The 15,732-nt window shown below is 69.0% G+C and carries 12 protein-coding genes, 1 rRNA gene and 1 riboswitch; of the genes, 9 read left to right on the top strand and 4 right to left on the bottom strand.

The window, feature by feature from the left end; all coding sequences use genetic code 11:
• The 3 genes from A3G1_RS39670 to A3G1_RS0117585 form a co-directional block, all read right to left on the bottom strand.
• A partial coding sequence (locus A3G1_RS39670; protein WP_157641208.1) for a transposase occupies window positions 1-242 on the bottom strand: 242 nt, incomplete at its 3' end.
• Window positions 243-281: 39 nt separating this feature from the next.
• The gene (locus A3G1_RS35355; RefSeq protein WP_040478764.1) at window positions 282-701 is read right to left on the bottom strand and encodes a PH domain-containing protein; all 420 of its coding nucleotides are present in this window, start codon (window positions 699-701) and stop codon (window positions 282-284) included.
• A 99-nt stretch (window positions 702-800) separates the two neighbouring features.
• Window positions 801-2,069: a serine hydroxymethyltransferase gene (locus tag A3G1_RS0117585; RefSeq protein WP_018350791.1), complete on the bottom strand. Its 1,269-nt coding sequence runs from the start codon at window positions 2,067-2,069 to the stop codon at window positions 801-803.
• A gap of 29 nt (window positions 2,070-2,098) precedes the next feature.
• Window positions 2,099-2,185, bottom strand: a riboswitch (ZMP/ZTP riboswitch).
• 75 nt (window positions 2,186-2,260) lie between these two features.
• On the opposite strand from A3G1_RS0117585, the gene A3G1_RS0117580 reads away from it, so the two are divergent.
• Window positions 2,261-2,668: a PaaI family thioesterase gene (locus tag A3G1_RS0117580; RefSeq protein ID WP_018350790.1), complete on the top strand. Its 408-nt coding sequence runs from the start codon at window positions 2,261-2,263 to the stop codon at window positions 2,666-2,668.
• Window positions 2,669-2,725: 57 nt separating this feature from the next.
• Here the strand turns inward: A3G1_RS0117580 and ilvD are convergent, their stop codons facing one another.
• Window positions 2,726-4,558, bottom strand: coding sequence for a dihydroxy-acid dehydratase (gene ilvD, locus A3G1_RS0117575; RefSeq protein ID WP_018350789.1), 1,833 nt, complete (start codon window positions 4,556-4,558; stop codon window positions 2,726-2,728).
• Window positions 4,559-4,714: 156 nt separating this feature from the next.
• Between ilvD and A3G1_RS38675 the strand changes: the two genes are divergently transcribed.
• From A3G1_RS38675 to A3G1_RS0117535, 8 genes are all read left to right on the top strand, one after another.
• Window positions 4,715-7,228 (top strand): putative bifunctional diguanylate cyclase/phosphodiesterase, encoded by a 2,514-nt coding sequence (locus A3G1_RS38675; protein ID WP_018350788.1) that lies wholly within the window; start codon window positions 4,715-4,717, stop codon window positions 7,226-7,228.
• Between the two features lie 175 nt (window positions 7,229-7,403).
• Window positions 7,404-9,179, top strand: coding sequence for an acetolactate synthase large subunit (locus A3G1_RS0117565; protein WP_018350787.1), 1,776 nt, complete (start codon window positions 7,404-7,406; stop codon window positions 9,177-9,179).
• Entirely contained in the window at window positions 9,180-9,698 is a 519-nt protein-coding gene (gene ilvN, locus A3G1_RS0117560) for an acetolactate synthase small subunit (protein WP_018350786.1), read from the top strand. It abuts the gene before it with no gap.
• Window positions 9,699-9,751: 53 nt separating this feature from the next.
• The gene (gene ilvC, locus A3G1_RS0117555) at window positions 9,752-10,762 is read left to right on the top strand and encodes a ketol-acid reductoisomerase (protein ID WP_018350785.1); all 1,011 of its coding nucleotides are present in this window, start codon (window positions 9,752-9,754) and stop codon (window positions 10,760-10,762) included.
• A 313-nt stretch (window positions 10,763-11,075) separates the two neighbouring features.
• Window positions 11,076-12,686: a phosphoglycerate dehydrogenase gene (gene serA, locus A3G1_RS0117550; protein WP_018350784.1), complete on the top strand. Its 1,611-nt coding sequence runs from the start codon at window positions 11,076-11,078 to the stop codon at window positions 12,684-12,686.
• Window positions 12,687-12,773: 87 nt separating this feature from the next.
• On the top strand, window positions 12,774-13,805 hold the full coding sequence (locus A3G1_RS0117545) for a 3-isopropylmalate dehydrogenase (RefSeq protein ID WP_018350783.1): 1,032 nt from the start codon (window positions 12,774-12,776) through the stop codon (window positions 13,803-13,805).
• A 40-nt stretch (window positions 13,806-13,845) separates the two neighbouring features.
• A complete protein-coding gene (locus A3G1_RS0117540; protein WP_018350782.1) occupies window positions 13,846-14,943 on the top strand; it encodes a branched-chain amino acid aminotransferase in 1,098 nt (365 codons plus the stop codon).
• 672 nt (window positions 14,944-15,615) lie between these two features.
• Window positions 15,616-15,732 (top strand): 16S ribosomal RNA (locus A3G1_RS0117535); the annotation flags it as partial.

Below are 15,732 nucleotides of genomic sequence, written 5' to 3'. Positions count from 1 at the left end.
CCTTCGAGCATCGCCGAGAATGTCCCATCGAGAGCCCACCTGCGAAAACGGGTGTAGACCGACTGCCACGACCCGTAACGCTCAGGCACATCCCGCCACGTCGCACCCGCCCGGATCTTCCACACGATCCCGTTGAGAACACGACGATCATCCGCCCGGGGACGACCACCAGTGACCGCCCCCGGCAGGAATTCCCTCAACGTCTCCCACTCGACGTCAGACAACTCATAACGACGAATCACGCGCTACATCATCTAACAACAGTCCTTTGAAGACGAGCCCTAGCGCCCGGCCTCAGCTTCGGCCTCAGCCTCTTCGCTGTCGCTGTCGTCGTCAGCCGCGAACTCCTGGCCGCCGGCCGCCATCAGCCGGGGCACGTCCACGGGGCGCACACCGGGCAGTGCGATCACGGCACCCGAGGTCAGCCTGGCGGCCACCCGGTTACCCGACGCCACGAACCCGGCGACCTCGTCCCAGCCGAACCGCCTGCCAGCCAGCGCGCTGCGGACGGTCATCCCGGCCGGCGAGACATCGACACCGGCCCGGGCGTACCAGAGCGCGCCGATCGCGGGCACGAGCAGGATCGGAGCCAGGTACCAGCTGCTCAGGGCCAGCGGCAGCGCACCCAGCGCCGTCAGCCCGATCACGATCACGATCGCCCCGCTGTACCGGAACTTCCTCACGTCTGTACGCCTAGCCACCCGCCGATGGTGTCACACGGGCCTGAGCCGCCCGACGGCAGCCACACACGCGGATGGGCGGGCACACAGATCACTGCGTGCCCGCCCATCCGGCAGTGCCTACTCGGACGCGTAACCCGGCATCGGGTAACCGGACAGCAGGTCGGAGACCTCTCCGGCGATCCGGTCCAGCTCCGCCCCGTCGTCCTTCACCGCGGCGACAATCGCCTCGTCCATCCACTGCGCGACCTGCGGCATCTGCTCCGGGGTCAGGCCACGGGTGGTGAGCCCGGCGGTACCGAGCCGGATGCCCGACGGGTCGAACGGCTTGCGCGGGTCGAACGGCACGGTGTTGTAGTTCAGCTCGATGCCGGCCCGGTCCAGCGCCTGGGCGGCCGGCTTGCCAGCGATGCCCTTCGGCGTGAGGTCGGCCAGGATCAGGTGGTTGTCCGTACCACCGGAGACGAGGTCGAAGCCCCGCTCGGTGAGGGCGGCGGCGAGCGCCTGGGCGTTGGCGACGACCTGGTGCGCGTACGCCTTGAAGGCATCGGTCGAGGCCTCACGCAGCGCGACGGCGATACCGGCGGTGGTGTGGTTGTGCGGGCCACCCTGCAGACCGGGGAACACGGCCCGGTCCAGCGCCTTGGCGTGCTCTTCCTTGCACATCAGCATCGCGCCACGCGGGCCGCGCAGGGTCTTGTGGGTCGTCGTGGAGATGACGTCCGCGTACCCGGCGGGCGACGGGTGCGCGCCACCGGCGATCAGGCCGGCGATGTGCGCGATGTCGGCCAGCAGGATCGCGCCGATCTCCTGGGCGATCTCCGCGAAGGCCGGGAAGTCGATCGTGCGCGGGATCGCCGTACCGCCGGCGATCAGCAGCTTCGGCCGGTGCTCCAGCGCGGCCTCGCGCACCTTGTTCATGTCGACGCGGCCGGTCTCGGCCTCCACGCCGTAGTGGGTCGCGTTGAACCACTTGCCGGTCGCCGAGACGGCGTGCCCGTGCGTCAGGTGCCCGCCGTGCGGCAGAGCCATGCCCATGACGGTGTCGCCGGGCTTCAGGAAGGCCAGGTAGACGGCGAGGTTGGCCGGGGAGCCGGAGTAGGGCTGCACGTTGGCGTGGTCCACGCCGAACAGCTCCTTCGCCCGCTCGATGGCCAGGGTCTCGATCTGGTCGACGAACTGCTGGCCCTCGTAGTACCGCTTGCCGGCGTAGCCCTCGGAGTACTTGTTCGTCAGCACCGTGCCGGTCGCCTCGAGCACGGCAGTCGACACGTAGTTCTCCGAGGCGATCATGCGGATCTTCTCGAACTGGCGCTGCGCCTCGGCCTCGATCAGGCCCGCGATCTGCGGGTCCTCTGCGGCCAGGTGGCTGATGGCAGGCTGGTGCACTTCGATCTCCAGACGGTTGACAGCTCAGGCCGGGGCACCCAGGCGCACGGTGCTCAGGCGTACTCGCTTCCCGGTGGTTGTGCCCACCTTGTGCTGCGCCAGTCGCGTATCGGTCATGCTAGTCGAGCGCCCTGAGTGCCCTGCTGGCGATACCTGTTCGTTATGCGCCCCGCCGGATAGGCTCCAGCAGCATGGGACTCACGCCTGCGGACGGTAACGCGATCCTCGCCGCCAACTTCGCCCCCTGGGTACTCGACCTGGGCCTCACGGTCGAGAAGGTCGCCGAGGGCACGGCGACCCTCCGCCTCCCGTGGTCGGACACGCTCGCCAGGGAGGGCGGCGCGCTGAGCGGCCAGGCGATGATGGCCGCCGCGGACACAGCTTCCGTGATCGCGCTGTCCTCGCTGCGTGGCGAGTTCTTCCCGATGACGACGGTGCAGCTGTCCTGCTCGTTCCAGCGCCCGGTGATCGGGGAGGACACCCTCGTCGTCGCCGAGGTCTCCCGTGCGGGCAAGACGATGGGCTTCGTCGACATCGCGCTGAACGGCTCCCGTGGCGTCGCAGCCCGGGTGTCCACTGTGTACGCGCTGCTCGGCTGAAGCGCCCAACCTTCCGAGCCCCACTGCCCGGGCGAAGCACCCGCTTCGCCCGCACCCTCAAGGCACCAACCGGTAAGCCCCATCCGAAGCACTGGTAGCCATAGACGCATAAGCCCGCAAAGCCGCAGAAACAACCCGATCACGCGCCACCGGCGTGTACGGCCGATCCCGCTTCTCCTCCGCGACCCGCCGCGCCGCGAGCTCGTCCTCACTCACCCGCAGCTCGATCGACCGCTCCGGGATGTCGATCACGATCGGATCCCCATCCCTGACCAGCGCGATGAGCCCGCCCCCGGCGGCCTCCGGCGACACGTGCCCGATCGACAACCCCGACGTACCCCCCGAGAACCGCCCGTCCGTGATCAGCGCGCAGGCCCGCCCCAGCCCCCGCCCCTTCAGGAACGACGTCGGGTACAGCATCTCCTGCATGCCCGGCCCGCCGCGCGGCCCCTCGTACCGGATCACCACCACGTCCCCGGCCACGACGGCACCGCCCAGGATCCCCGCGACCGCGTCGTCCTGTGACTCGAAGACCCGGGCCGTCCCCTCGAACCGCAGGCAGTCCTCCGGCACGCCGGCCGTCTTCACCACGCACCCGTCCGGCGCCAGGTTCCCGAAGAGGATCGCGAGGCCGCCGTCCGCCGAGTACGCGTTCGCGACGGACCGGATGCACCCCTCGGCCGCGTCGACATCCAGAGAGGACCACTCGTTGTCGGTCGAGAACGGCTCGGTGGTCCGCACGCCACCCGGCGCGGCCCGGAACAGCCTCAACGCGTCTTCCGAAGCAGCCCCGCCCCGCACATCCCACTCGGCCAGCCATGCGTCGAGCGACGCGGAGTGCACCGACCACACATCCGTCCGCAGCAGCCCGGCCCGGTGCAGTTCGCCGAGCAGCGCCGGGATGCCACCAGCCCGGTGGACGTCCTCCATGTGGTATTTCTGCGAGTTCGGCGCGACCTTCGCCAGGCACGGCACGCGCCGCGAGATGGCATCGATATCCGCAACGCTGAACTCGACACTCGCCTCCCGCGCCGCGGCCAGCAGATGAAGAACGGTGTTGGTAGACCCGCCCATAGCCACGTCCAACGCCACAGCGTTCTCGAACGCGGCCCGCGAGGCGATCGCCCGGGGCAGGACCGAAGCGTCGTCCCCCTCGTAGTACCGCCGGGCCAGCTCGACGACAACTGCCCCAGCCTGCTCGAACAACCCGCGCCGCATCTCGTGCGTGGCCAGCACGGACCCGTTGCCCGGCAACGCCAGCCCGATAGCCTCCGTCAGGCAGTTCATCGAGTTCGCGGTGAACATCCCCGAGCAGGACCCGCACGTGGGGCAGGCGGCCCGCTCGATCGCGTCCAGCTGGTCATCCGAGACGGACGCGTCGGCGGCAGCCACCATCGCGTCGACCAGATCCAGCTTCGTCGGCACAGCCGGAGTCTTCCCGGCCTCCATCGGCCCGCCAGACACGAAAACGACCGGGATGTTCAGCCGCAGCGCCGCCAGCAGCATCCCCGGCGTGATCTTGTCGCAGTTCGAGATGCACACCAGCGCGTCGGCACAGTGCGCCTGCACCATGTACTCCACCGCGTCCGCGATCAGCTCCCGCGACGGCAGCGAGTAGAGCATGCCGCCATGCCCCATCGCGATCCCGTCGTCCACGGCGATCGTGTTGAACTCCTTCGCGACCCCGCCAGCCTCCGCCACGGCCCCCGCCACGATCTTGCCGACGTCCCGCAGGTGCACGTGCCCGGGTACGAACTGGGTGAAGCTGTTGGCGATGGCGACGATCGGCTTCCCGAAGTCGGAGTCCGTCATGCCGGTGGCGCGCCACAGGGCGCGGGCACCGGCCATGTTCCGGCCATGCGTGGATGTCTTCGACCGCAGCTCAGGCATACCGATCAGTGTTCCACCGCCCCCGTGCCCCCGCCAAAGACGAACCCCTCCCCGCCCACCTGACGGGACACGGCATCGAAGCCCGCAGAATCGCCTGACGGATAACGGACACGCTGTCCGGCCCGGATGGGCGAAAAGTTCGGCAGAGTAGTAAGCGTGCCCCCTCGCACGTTTACCCCGCTGATCAAGGCGCCGTGGCTGGCGGCAGGCCTGGGTTCCGCGCTGCTCGCGACCGGGCTGGCGCTCGGTGCGACGACGCGGCTCGCGGTCCGCCTGATCACGACCGGCGGCACACTCGCCACGCTGCTCTGCCTGACCGGCCTGCTCACCCTCGCCGTGGCCACCTGGAGCCAGCGTCTCCGCTACGTCCTGGACGGCCTGATCGTGGCCGGCAGCGGCATCTTCCTCTTCTACCTGCTCATCCTCGGCCCGTCCGGCCTGAGCAGCCCGCCACCGGTGATCACGGCCCTGGCCTGGGTCGCCGCCGCGGCCTCCGGCATCGGAGCCGTCGCCTATCTGAGATCCAACCCGCCCAGAACCCCGATCGCCGTCGTGGCCACCGCCGTCCCGGCACTCCCGGCCGCGTGCTTCGTCCTGGCTTTCGCTTTCTGGTACCGGATGACAGCCCTCACCACCCTCGGCCTGCTCCTCATGGCCGCGGCCTTCGCCTTCCTGCTCCTGGCCGCGCACCGCGCGGCGCACCACATCCCCGCCCCGGCACCCACGGGCCACGCCACCCTCCCGCGCCTCGGCACCGGACTGTCCACTGTGCCCGTGGCCGCCGCCCTGATCGCCGCCCTGTACTGGGTTCTCATGGCAGGCCCCCTCCCCGCCCACATGGCGTACGGCGCGACGGCCATCGCGGCGGCGCTGATCGGCCGGCAGGCGCTGACCATGCGCGACGCCCGCCGGTACGCCGACGAGCTCGCCGTCCGGGAGGCGCACTTCCGCTCGATCGTCTCCGGTGCCTCCGACATGACACTGATCCTGGACAGCACCCTCACCACCACCTGGCTGTCGCCTTCGGCCTCCCGCAGGCTCGGTGACGGCCAGTGTTTCCTCCGCCTCACCCACCCCGAGGACGCCGAGATGGTGGTGGGCCGCCTCCGGCAGGTCCTCGACGGCAGCGGCGGGACGGAGAGCCGCCTCGACAGCCGGATCCTCGACACGAGCGGCATCTGGCGGGACATCGAGTCGACGATCAGCGACCAGCGGCACGTTCCGCAGGTCGGCGGCCTGGTCATGCACAGCCGCGACGTCACGGAGCGCAAGCGGCTTGAGCGCGAGCTGGCCCAGATGGCGTTCACCGACCCGCTGACCGGCCTCGGTAACCGCCGCGCGCTGCTCAGCACGCTCGCCGAGGTCCGTGGCCGGACGTGCACGCTCCTCACTCTCGACCTCGACGGCTTCAAGAACGTCAACGACGTCCGTGGACACGACGTCGGCGACGCCGTCCTCGCGCAGGTCGCCTCGCGCCTGCGGGCCAACCTCCGTCCCGGCGACGTCCCGACCCGCCTCGGCGGCGACGAGTTCGCCGTGCTGATGTGGTCGCCTCCCGACCGCGCGACCTCCGTCGCCGAACGCCTCCGCCGGATCCTCAGCACGCCGTACGAGGTCGGCGACCTCACCGTCTTCCTCTCCGCCAGCATCGGCCTGGCCGGCTGCCGGACGGCGGAGGACGTGCCGACCCTGCTCCGCAACGCCGACATCGCGCTGCGGTCGGCCAAGCGCGGCGGCAAGAACAGGGTCGAGGAGTACGACCACGCCTACGCGCTCTGGATGGCCCGCCGGATGGAGCTGGCCCAGGAGCTGCGCGGTGCGGCGGAGCGCGGCGAGCTCTCCTTCGTGTACCAGCCGATCCTCACCCTCGCCTCCCGCCGCCTGATCGGGGTGGAAGCCCTGCTGCGCTGGCGGCACCCGCGTCTCGGGGTGGTCGAGCCGGGCGAGTTCATCCCGGTCGCCGAGGAGTCGAGCCTGGTCGCCGACCTCGGTACCTGGGCGCTGCACGAGGCGTGCAGGCAGCTGTCCGTCTGGCTGCGGGCCGGGTACGACCTGTGGGTCTCCGTCAACGTGTCGACCAGTCACATCCAGGCCCCCGAGTTCCCCGGCCTGCTGAACACCGCGCTCCGCGCCCACCGGGTCCCCAGCGGCCGGCTGGTCCTGGAGGTCACGGACCACCGGGTGACCCGGGGTTCCGGTGCGCTCGCCGACCGGATCGCCGACGTACGGGCGATGGGGGTGCGGGTGGCCCTCGACGACTTCGGCGCCGGTCACTCCTCGCTGGCCCAGCTCCGCACGCTCCCCGTCGACATCGTGAAGATCGACGAGAACCTCGAATCCCTCGCCGACATCGTCGTGCAGCTCGGCAGGCGCCTGGGCCTGGAGGTGATCGTGGAGGGTATCGAGGAGCCGGCCCAGCTCACCTCGTTGCTGGCGGCGGGCTGCGAGCTGGGCCAGGGTTATCTGCTCGGCCATCCGATGCCCGCCGAGCACCTCGAAGCCCTGCTCGCCGATTCCGACCCGCCCCCGGTCCAGCTCGATCCGGTGCAGCAGGCCAGCCCCATTCCGCAGCAGGACCAGCTCCGCCACGGCCTCAGCCAGCGGCTCCGCGAAACCTATGACCATGATGTGGGACAAGTTGACTCAGCGCATGAGATGAGGCAGGCTTGACCGCATGCTGAAGACCCAGCGGATCGTACTTAGCTAAGCGCGCCGTCGAAACCCGACGACGCGCTCCCGCCCCGTGCATCGCACGAGGGCGGTTTTTGTTGCTCCGGACCCTGCCGTCCGGTGGCACCAGCTCCGTCACGCTGCTCGCAAGCTCACGCAAATGGGGATGTACCCGATGACCAGACCACAACTCACCGCGCGGCCGGCCCCCGAGCCGGTCACCCGCGCCCTCACCGGTGCGCAGTCGCTCGTCGCGTCGCTGGAGGCGCTCGGCGTAGAGGTAGTCTTCGGCATTCCGGGCGGGGCGATCCTCCCGGCGTACGATCCGCTGTTCGACTCGACGGTCCGGCACATCCTGGTCCGGCACGAGCAGGGCGCAGGCCACGCCGCGACCGGCTACGCGCAGGCCACCGGCAAGGTCGGCGTGTGCATGGCGACGTCCGGCCCCGGGGCGACCAATCTGGTGACCCCGATCGCCGACGCCTACATGGACTCGGTGCCGATCGTGGCGATCACCGGCCAGGTGTCGCGGTCGGCGATCGGCACGGACGCCTTCCAGGAGGCGGACATCCACGGCATCACCATGCCGATCACCAAGCACAACTACCTGGTGCAGGACGGCGCGGACATCCCGCGGGTCCTCGCGGAGGCCTTCCACATCGCCAGCACGGGCCGTCCGGGCCCGGTCCTCGTCGACATCCCGAAGGACGTGCTGCAGGCGCAGACCACGTTCGCCTGGCCGCCCGCGATGGACCTGCCCGGCTACCGTCCCACCACGCAACCCCACAACAAGCAGATCCGCGAGGCCGCGAAGCTGATCGCCTCGGCCCGCCGCCCTGTCCTGTACGTCGGCGGCGGTGTCCTCAAGGCCGGCGCCACCGAGGAGCTCAAGGAGCTCGCGGAGCTGACCGGCGCCCCGGTCGTCACGACGCTCATGGCCCGTGGCGCGTTCCCTGACAGCCACCCGCAGCACCTGGGCATGCCGGGCATGCACGGCACCGTCGCGGCTGTCTACGCCCTCCAGAAGGCCGACCTGCTCGTCACCCTCGGCGCCCGTTTCGACGACCGGGTGACCGGCAAGCTGGACAGTTTCGCCCCGGACGCAGCCGTGATCCACGCGGACATCGACCCGGCGGAGATCGGCAAGAACAGGCACGCCGACGTCCCGATCGTCGGCGACGCCAAGGTGATCATCCGATCCCTGATCGACACCGTCCAGGGCAAGGCGCCGATCTCGGCCTGGTGGGAGCAGCTGGACGACATCCGTGGCCGCTACCCCCTCGGGTACGCCGAGCACACCGACGGCACTCTCGCCCCGCAGTACGTGATCCAGCGGATCGGCCAGCTGGCCGGCCCGGAGGCGATCTACGCGACGGGCGTCGGCCAGCACCAGATGTGGGCCTCGCAGTTCATCTCGTACGAGCACCCGGGCACGTTCCTCAACTCCGGCGGCCTCGGCACGATGGGCTACGCGGTACCGGCGGCGATGGGCGCGAAGGTCGGCCGGCCGGACACCCCGGTCTGGGCGATCGACGGCGACGGCTGTTTCCAGATGACCAACCAGGAGCTCGCGACGTGTGCCCTGGAGGGCATCCCTGTCAAGATCGCGGTCATCAACAACGGCAACCTGGGCATGGTCCGGCAGTGGCAGACGCTGTTCTACGACGGCCGCTACTCCAACACCAATCTCGGCACCCACCAGCACCGCATTCCCGACTTCGTCAAGCTCGCGGAGGCCCTGGGCTGTGTCGGCCTGCGCTGCGAGTCCGAGTCGGAGGTCGACGACGTGATCAAGCAGGCGATGGAGATCAACGACCGCCCGGTCGTCATCGACTTCATCGTCGGCAAGGACGCGATGGTCTGGCCGATGGTCCCGGCTGGCACCAGCAACGACGAGATCCTGTTCGCCCGTGGCGTCCGCCCGGCCTTCGACGAGGGAGACGACTGCTAGATGAGTAAGCACACCCTCTCTGTCCTGGTGGAGAACAAGCCCGGCGTCCTGGCCCGCGTCGCAGCGCTCTTCTCCCGCCGTGGGTTCAACATCGACTCGCTCGCCGTCGGCGAGACGGAGCAGCCCGGCATCTCGCGGATCACGCTGGTGGTCGACGCGGCCGAGCAGCCTCTCGAACAGGTCACCAAGCAGCTCAACAAGCTGGTCAACGTCCTCAAGATCGTCGAGCTCGATCCGGCGGCCTCCGTCCAGAGGGAGATCCTCCTGGTCAAGGTCCGCGCCGACCTCACGAGCCGCTCGCACGTGCTGGAGACAGTCACCCTGTTCCGTGCGAAGGTCGTCGACGTCTCACCAGACACCGTCGTCATCGAGGCCACCGGCCCCAAGGAGAAGCTCGAAGCCCTGCTCCGCCTCCTCGAACCGTTCGGCATCAAGGAGATGGTCCAGTCCGGCCTCGTCGCCGTGGGCCGCGGCGCGAAGTCCATCACCTCAGGCACCACGACGCTCCGCGCCGCCTGAACCCCAAACCCCGAAAACCTCCACTTTGTACCTGCGCAGAAAAGGCTTCCACCATGGTGAACGTGTACTACGACGATGACGCCGACCTCGCCCTGATCCAGGGCCGGAAGGTCGCCGTCCTGGGCTACGGCAGCCAGGGCCACGCGCACGCCCTGTCCCTGCGCGACTCCGGCGTGGACGTCCGGGTCGGGCTGCCCGAGGGTTCCAAGAGCCGCCCGAAGGCCGAGGAGCAGGGGCTGCGCGTGCTCACCCCGGCCGAGGCCGCGGCCGAAGCCGACCTGATCATGGTCCTGGCTCCGGACACCGTGCAGCGCAGCCTGTACGCCGAGGCCATCGCCCCGCACCTCACCGCTGGCAAGGCCCTCGCCTTCGGCCACGGCCTGAACATCCGGTACGGCCTCATCCAGCCCCCGGCCGACGTCGACGTCATCATGATCGCGCCGAAGGGCCCGGGTCACCTGGTCCGCCGCCAGTTCGCCGACGGCAAGGGCGTGCCGTGCCTGATCGCCGTCCACCAGGACGCGACCGGCTCCGCCAAGCAGCTCGCCCTCGCGTACGCGGCCGGCATCGGCGGCGCACGGGCCGGCGTCATCGAGACGACGTTCACCGAGGAGACGGAGACCGACCTGTTCGGTGAGCAGGCCGTCCTCTGCGGCGGCGTCGCCGACCTCGTCAAGAACGGCTTCGAGGTCCTGACCGAGGCCGGGTACGCCCCCGAGGTCGCCTACTTCGAGTGCCTCCACGAGCTCAAGCTGATCGTCGACCTCCTGTACGAGGGCGGCCTGTCGAAGATGAACTACTCGGTCTCCGACACCGCCGAGTACGGCGGCTACACCCGCGGCCCCCGCGCCGTCAGCAGCGTCTCCAAGGCGGAGATGAAGAAGATCCTGGCCGAGATCCAGGATGGCACCTTCGCCCGCGAGTGGATCGCCGAGGACGACGCAGGCCGGCCGAACTTCGCGAAGCTCCGCGAGGCCAACGCGACCCACCCGATCGAAGAGGTCGGGGAGAAGCTGCGCAACATGATGTCCTGGGTCCACAACCCCATCACCGAGACGGCATAGGTGGTGCCGACCCGCTGAGAGCGAATCTGGACTGCGCAGAACGGCTTCCCACGTACAACACCGGTACGAGGGAAGCCGTTCTGCTTGCCAGATTCACTCTCAGCGGGCCACCTCGCCTTAGATCAAGATCAAACCCAAGATCAAGATCAAACCCGAAAGATCACGGGCGAAACACTCAGACCCTCGTTTCGTTTCTCACGGGGTGGGACGTAGGATCGGAACCCGGAAGGCCCGGACGTATAGAGATTCCGGAGAAGCGGGGCGCAGCGTGGCGTTCCTGCCAGCCGCCACTTCATGATCCGCGAGGACAAGCATGAACCTTCCCGCCACGCGTCCCGTTGTCCTGATCGCCGAGGAGCTCGCGCCGAGCGCGCTGGCCGTCCTCGGTGACGACTTCGACGTCCGCCACGTTGACGGCACCGACCGCCCCGCGCTGCTGGCCGCCCTGGCCGACGCCGACGCGGTCCTGATCCGCAGCGCGACCCAGATCGACGCCGAGGCCATCGAGGCCGCCACCCGCCTGACCGTGGTCGCGCGGGCCGGCGTCGGCCTCGACAACGTCGACGTACCGGCGGCCACCGCCAAGGGCGTCATGGTCGTCAACGCCCCCACCTCCAACATCGTCTCGGCGGCTGAGCAGGCGGTCACCCTGCTGCTCGCTGTCGCCCGCCACACCGTGCCGGCGGCCAGCGCGCTGCGCGGCGGCGAGTGGAAGCGTTCCAAGTACACCGGTGTGGAGATCTTCGACAAGACGGTGGGCGTCGTCGGCCTCGGCCGGATCGGCGTGCTGTTCGCGCAGCGCATGGCGGCCTTCGGCGTGAAGCTGATCGCCTACGACCCCTACCTGCAGCCGGCCCGCGCCGCCCAGCTCGGCGTCAGGCTGGTCACCCTCGACGAACTGCTCGCCGAGGCCGACTTCATCTCGATCCACCTCCCCAAGACCAAGGAGACGGTGGGCCTGATCGGCGCCAAGGAGCTGGCCAGGACGAAGAAGGGTGTCCGGATCGTCAACGCTGCCCGTGGTGGCCTGATCGACGAGCAGGCGCTCGCCGACGCGCTCGCCAGCGGTCACGTCGGCGGCGCGGGCCTCGACGTGTTCGTCAAGGAGCCCTGCACCGACTCCCCGCTCTTCGCCTTCGAGAACGTGGTCGCCGTCCCGCACCTCGGAGCCTCCACAGTGGAAGCCCAGGACAAGGCGGGCCTCGCCGTCGCCAAGAGCGTGAAACTGGCGCTCGAGGGCGAGTTCGTCCCCGACGCGGTCAACGTCCAGGCTGGTGGCGTCGTCCACGAGGACATCCGTCCCCTCCTGCCCCTGGCCGAGAAGCTCGGCAAGGTCTTCACCGCTGTCGCTGCGGGCACCCCGGCCAGCGTCATCGTCGAGGTCCGCGGTGAGGTCTCGGAGCACGACGTCTCGGTTCTCCAGCTCGCCGCGAGCAAGGGCCTGTTCACCGACGTCGTGGCCGAGCAGGTCACCTACGTGAACGCGCCGCTGCTGGCCAAGGAGCGGGGCGTGGAGATCACCCTCGCCACGCACGGCGACAGCCCCGAATACCCCAACCTGCTGACCCTGCGCGGCATCCTGGCCGATGGCCGCACGCTCACCGTTTCCGGTACCCGGACAGCCGGCCCCCGCGAGGTCGAGAAGCTCACCGAGCTCGACGGCTTCGACCTCGACGTCCCGGCCGAGGGCCACGTGCTCTTCTTCCGGTACGCCGACCGCCCCGGCGTCGTCGGCACGATCGGCGGCATCCTCGGCGTGGCCGGGGTGAACATCGCCGGCATGCAGGTGGCCCGGATCGAGGCTGGCGGAGAGGCGCTGATGGCCCTGGCCGTCGACTCGCCCGTCCAGCCGGAGCTGCTGGAGCGTTCGGCAGAGGTGATCGGCGCGAGCCGCGCCAGCGCCGTCGCCCTGACCGACAACTAACAGCCTCTCCCACCCAATGGGAGACTCCGACCAAAACTTGAGAACCGAGATAGCGTGGCCTCCTACCAGTCAACTCAGGAGGCAGGCGTGACGCGCATCGCGGTTATCCCAGGTGACGGCATCGGCGGGGAGGTGATCGCCGAGGCGGCGAAAGTCCTCGGCGTGATCCTCCCCGACGCGCGCACCACCGAGTACGACCTGGGCGCCGAGCGCTACCTCCGCACCGGCGAGGTCCTCCCGCCCAGCGTTCAGGAGGAGCTGGCCGCGCAAGACGCGATCCTGCTCGGCGCGGTCGGCGGGCGCCCCGGCGACCCGAGTCTCCCTCCCGGCATCCTCGAACGCGGCCTGTTGCTCAAGCTCCGCTTCGACTTCGACCAGTACGTCAACCTCCGCCCTGCCCGCCTCTGGCCAGGCACCACGAGCCCCCTGGCCAACCCCGGCCCGATCGACTTCGTCGTGGTCCGCGAGGGCACCGAGGGCCTGTATGCCGGAGCCGGCGGCACCCTCCACAAGGGCAGCGCGGCCGAGGTGGCGACCGAGGAGAGCCTCAACACCCGGTACGGCGTCGAGCGCGTCATCCGCGACGCCTTCCACCGCGCCACCAAGCGCGGCAACCGGCTGACCCTGATCCACAAGTCGAACGTGCTCGTGCACGCCGGCGATCTCTGGACCCGCACGTTCAACGAGGTAGCCGAGGACTTCCCGGCCGTCACGACCAGCTACCAGCACGTGGACGCCGCCGCCATGTACCTGGTGACCAACCCGGCCCAGTACGACGTCATCGTCACCGACAACCTCTTCGGCGACATCCTCACCGACATCGCCGCCGCGGTCACCGGCGGAATCGGACTGGCCGCGTCCGGCTGCGTCAACCCGGACGGCACGTACCCGTCGATGTTCGAACCGGTGCACGGCTCCGCCCCCGACATCGCCGGCCAGGGGATCGCCGACCCGATCGCCGCCATCATGTCGGTCGCGCTCCTCCTCGACCATCTCGGCCATCCGGAGGAGTCAGCGCGGGTCACCGAGGCCGTCGCAGCCGAGCTGGCCACCCGCGTCCCGGGCACCCAGCCCAAGACGAGCGAAGTCGGCGATCGCGTCGCGGAACGGGTAGCCTAACTCTCGTTAAGCCCCCACCTGAGCACGGAGGTACGACGCCATGACCGGCGGTGACATCCTCGACTTCGAACGGCATCTGACCCCGACACCTGTTCCCGATGCCGAACGCGAGTCTCTCCTGGTCAACCCCGGCTTCGGCAAGGTGTTCACCGAGCACATGGTGACCGTGCGCTACGCGGAGTCCAAGGGCTGGTACGACGCCCGGGTCGAGCCGTTCGGCCCGATCCCGATGTCGCCGGCCACCGCGGTCCTCCACTACGCCCAGGAGATCTTCGAGGGCATGAAGGCGTACAAGACGGCCGACGGGGGAGTGACACTCTTCCGCCCGGACGCCAACGCCCAGCGCTTCGCGACCTCCGCCCGCCGGATGGCCATGCCGGAGGTCCCGGAGGACCTGTTCCTCAAGGCGATCACCGAGCTGGTCGAGGTCGACCGGGCCTGGATCCCCGGCGGCGCCGACTCCAGCCTCTACCTCCGGCCGTACATGATCGCGACAGAGGTCTTCCTCGGCGTCCGCCCCTCAGCCGAGTACCTCTTCGGCGTGATCGCCTGCCCCGTCGGCGCGTACTTCAAGGGCGGCCCCAAGCCGATCACCCTCTGGATCTCCCAGGAGTACACCCGGGCGGCCCCGGGCGGGACGGGCGCGGCCAAGTGCGGCGGTAACTACGCCACCTCGCTGGTCGCGCAGGCCGAAGCCATGAACAACGGCTGCGACCAGGTCGTCTTCCTCGACGCCGTCGAGCGCAAGTACGTCGACGAGCTCGGCGGCATGAACATCTTCTTCGTCTACGAGGACGGCACGATCATCACGCCGCCCCTCGGGACCATCCTGCCCGGCATCACCCGCGACTCGATCATCAAGCTCGCCTCCGAGCAGGGCCACAAGGTCATCGAGCGCCCGTACTCCGTCGACGAGTGGCGGGCCGACGCGGCCAGCGGCACCCTCAAGGAAGCCTTCGCCTGCGGTACGGCGGCTGTCATCACCCCGATCGGCACCCTCAAGTCGGCTGACGGCGGGTTCACCGTCGGCGACCCGGAGGCGATGGGTCCCGTGACCCACCAGCTCCGGACAGCCCTGATCGACATCCAGCAGGGCAAGGCCGCCGACACCCACGGCTGGGTCCGCCGGGTCATCTAGCCCCCGTACCCACCTCCCAGCAGTCCCCGAAAGGCCGGTCCACGGACCGGCCTTTCGCCTTTCCCGCAAGAAACCGCAGGTGAAAGCCCACCTGTACCCCCGATTTGACCTTGCGGGGACGGCCTGCGTAAAGTTCTCTCTGCCCGCAGGGAACGGGGCAAACCGGAAGGAAAGCGACCGGGAAGCCAAGCCCCAGCGAGCACCGGGAGGGGCCGATTTGGTTCGGCGCAACCGACCGGGTAAGGTACTCCAGGCGCCAGGGAGCCGGGCGAGCCGCGAAGCGGTTGGCCGGTCTGGAGCCAAGCCCCGAAAGAGAGCCGGAGCGATCCGGTGGTCAACTACGGGCAGGTAAGGTCGAGGTGAAGCTCGGAAAAACACCGAGTTGACACCGAAGAGTGAGCCTGGTAAGCTAGAACGGTTGCTCCGGCCGGAAGCGAAAGCTTCCAGGACGAAGGAGCCGATCAGTAAGAAAACAAAGCCCCCAGGGTGATCCAAAAGATCACTGAGTGGTGTGTGTTTGTTCTTTGAGAACTCAACAGGGTGTCTGAAAGTTAGTGCCAAGTTATTGATACCCCGGCCCTGGCATTGTTCAGGGCGGGATTCCTTTGGTGATACGGACAATGGCAACACATTTTAGTGATGTCAGCGGTCTGATCGCCGGGTATTGAATTCTTATTGGAGAGTTTGATCCTGGCTCAGGACGAACGCTGGCGGCGTGCTTAACACATGCAAGTCGAGCGGAAAGGCCTTTCGGGGTACTCGAGCGGCGAACGGGTGAGTAACACGTGA

Source organism: Longispora albida DSM 44784 (assembly GCF_000379825.1).
GTDB classification, from domain to species: Bacteria; Actinomycetota; Actinomycetes; order Mycobacteriales; family Micromonosporaceae; genus Longispora; species Longispora albida.
The sequence above is the reverse complement of the archived record's forward strand: the minus strand, read 5'-3'. Positions and strand labels throughout refer to the sequence as shown.

Bases quoted from the DNA above. Each gene is read 5' to 3' on its own strand.
- A3G1_RS0117580 (WP_018350790.1), top strand. From the start codon at position 2,261: ATGGGACTCACGCCTGCGGACGGTAACGCGATCCTCGCCGCCAACTTC.
- ilvD (WP_018350789.1), bottom strand. From the start codon at position 4,558: ATGCCTGAGCTGCGGTCGAAGACATCCACGCATGGCCGGAACATGGCC.
- A3G1_RS0117565 (WP_018350787.1), top strand. From the start codon at position 7,404: ATGACCAGACCACAACTCACCGCGCGGCCGGCCCCCGAGCCGGTCACC.
- ilvN (WP_018350786.1), top strand. From the start codon at position 9,180: ATGAGTAAGCACACCCTCTCTGTCCTGGTGGAGAACAAGCCCGGCGTC.
- ilvC (WP_018350785.1), top strand. From the start codon at position 9,752: ATGGTGAACGTGTACTACGACGATGACGCCGACCTCGCCCTGATCCAG.
- serA (WP_018350784.1), top strand. From the start codon at position 11,076: ATGAACCTTCCCGCCACGCGTCCCGTTGTCCTGATCGCCGAGGAGCTC.
- A3G1_RS0117540 (WP_018350782.1), top strand. From the start codon at position 13,846: ATGACCGGCGGTGACATCCTCGACTTCGAACGGCATCTGACCCCGACA.